A 2,107-nucleotide genomic window follows, 5' to 3' on the forward strand; every position below is an offset into this window, starting at 1 on the left:
AAATAAAATCATTTTTAATAATCCGTCTTTTATATCTTCCAAAGACGGCAAAGAATTATTTTTGCTGTGCTTGCCCTCAATCAGAAAAATATTCTTTCCTTTAACTTCGGCTTCGTCCGAAGTGAAATAATAATAACCGCCCAAATAATTTTGTATTGTGATTATTGCTTTTGTTCCCGATAAATTTTCTTTTGGTTGAATAGTCAATCGTTCTCGTCTTTGGGCTTTTTCTGCTAACATTCGCGACAGCTTCATAAACTCATCTTTGCCCTTCAAAAGTTCGATAATCCTTTTTTCTGCAGTTTGTCGCGAGTGCATTTCTACCTTTAATTTTTTAGAGATTTTAGCGTAAGATTCCAACGCTTTTTGCCCAATTTGGCCAACTTTATCAACATGAGCAAGATTCCAATGTAAGGCGTCTGATTGATAGGAAAGAATATTTTTAATTTGTCCTTGAATGTACTCGGTATCAAATCGCTGGTTTGTAATTTTGTGTCTATATCTTTTGCTTCTTTTGGCATCGTTGTAATAAGTAATAATTACATAAATCCCCAATAAACTCATTAATGAAATCGTATCCCATTGCAAAAAATCTCTGTCGCCCTCTTTCCCCTCATCTTTTATAACTGGAATTATTGTTATTTTTTTGCCAGAAAAACCCAAGGTGTCATAAACTCTTGTGTAAGGATAGGAGCGAGTACGCTTTGCCGAAACCCACCAACTTATAGCGACTTTATTTTCTTTGGTGATATTAAGAATAAAAGAAGCACAAGAAGCCAACGCTCTTTCTAAATCTTTGTAAGCAAAAACCTCTAAATCCCGACAAAGAAGCGGATTATACTTTATACCTTTGATTTTAGCTAATATGTCCATATTTTCCTGCTTTACGATTGATAATTTCTAATTTGTCGTTTTGATCTGTAAAAAAAGTACTTTGACTGCCGTCAAAACCTAACTTTTTTTTGATAACTGGAACGAGCGACTTTTTTATTTCAATACCAATACTATTTCTTTCCAGTTCGCGCGCCTTTTTCATTGTTGTGCCGCTACCAGCAAATGGGTCCAATATGGTTTCACCTTTGTAAGAAAAAAGTTTAATTGCACGATATGGTAATTCTTCAGGAAAAGCCGCGATGCCCTTTTCCAATGGCGAGCCGGGCATTACATTATTCATTTCCCAAAGTGTCATATACCATTTTTTGCTTAAAAATTCTTTTTTATCAACTTTTGAAGCTTCGCGAACTTCTTTAGAAATTGAACGATAGTCAAATTTTCCCTTTTGAAAAATAATAATATTTTCAAGTAGGTTATCAGGATAAAAATACATCGGATAAGGATTTTGAAGCATTACCCCACTACGGCGGCTAATTCTTAAATAGCCATCTGGTTTTTTCCAAACGATTCTATCTCTATATCTAAAACCGGCTTCTTGAAAAATTTTTGTTGCGTCAGCAACGATAGGAAATTTTTCGCCGTCTATCAGCATATCATCAATATTCAAAACAGCGATTCTTCCGTCCTGCAAAACTCTAAATGTTTCTTGTGCAAAATTTCTTAATACGCCAAGATATTGCCCATAAGTTTTGAATAATCCTTTATAATCAAATGGGGCATTAAAATAGGGTGGCGAAGTTACCATTAAATGGACGCTTCCGTTAGGAATTTCTTCCATGCTCATACAATTTCCAAGTATCAATTTATGTGTAGTTGCCATATTTTTTTAATCCTTAAATAAATCGGCGGCAGAAACGCCGAGAGCTTTAGCTATTTTTTCTAATGTATCAACGGTAGGATTTGGACTTTCGCCAGTTTCAATTTTAACAATAGTATTTAACGCCAAATCAGCGTCTTTTGATAGCCGATCTTGGGAAATGCCTTTTTTTAATCGAAGTTTGCGGATATTTTCACTAACTGTATTTGCCATAATGTTTTGACTTTGATAAACTATTATAATATACTACTTGTAGTGAGTGTATATCATCTTGCTTAATATAATGATACCGCAAACTTCAAAAATAAGCAAACAAATCTTAGGGAGTTCCTTAAATTTTTCCGCACACGGGTGGTGGGGCAAGGAAAAGAATTGTAAGCCCGCCGAAAAAATCGC

3 protein-coding genes are annotated in these 2,107 nt (G+C 34.7%); all 3 read right to left on the bottom strand.

Going from position 1 to position 2,107, the window contains the following annotated elements; genetic code table 11:
• The coding region (locus COU51_01525; protein PIR66882.1) for a hypothetical protein at nt 1-873 on the bottom strand (873 nt) is incomplete at its 3' end.
• Nucleotides 857-1,714, bottom strand: coding sequence for a site-specific DNA-methyltransferase (locus tag COU51_01530; protein ID PIR66883.1), 858 nt, complete (start codon nt 1,712-1,714; stop codon nt 857-859). The genes COU51_01525 and COU51_01530, both read right to left, overlap by 17 nt.
• A gap of 6 nt (nt 1,715-1,720) precedes the next feature.
• Entirely contained in the window at nt 1,721-1,924 is a 204-nt protein-coding gene (locus COU51_01535) for a DNA-binding protein (GenBank protein ID PIR66884.1), read from the bottom strand.
• Between the last annotated feature and the right edge of the window lie 183 nt (nt 1,925-2,107).

It is taken from the genome of Parcubacteria group bacterium CG10_big_fil_rev_8_21_14_0_10_36_14 (genome assembly GCA_002772895.1).
Taxonomy (GTDB): domain Bacteria; phylum Patescibacteriota; class Patescibacteriia.

What these genes read in the sequence shown, in the direction of transcription:
- COU51_01530 (PIR66883.1), bottom strand. Translation starts at nt 1,714, where the DNA reads ATGGCAACTACACATAAATTGATACTTGGAAATTGTATGAGCATGGAA.
- COU51_01535 (PIR66884.1), bottom strand. Translation starts at nt 1,924, where the DNA reads ATGGCAAATACAGTTAGTGAAAATATCCGCAAACTTCGATTAAAAAAA.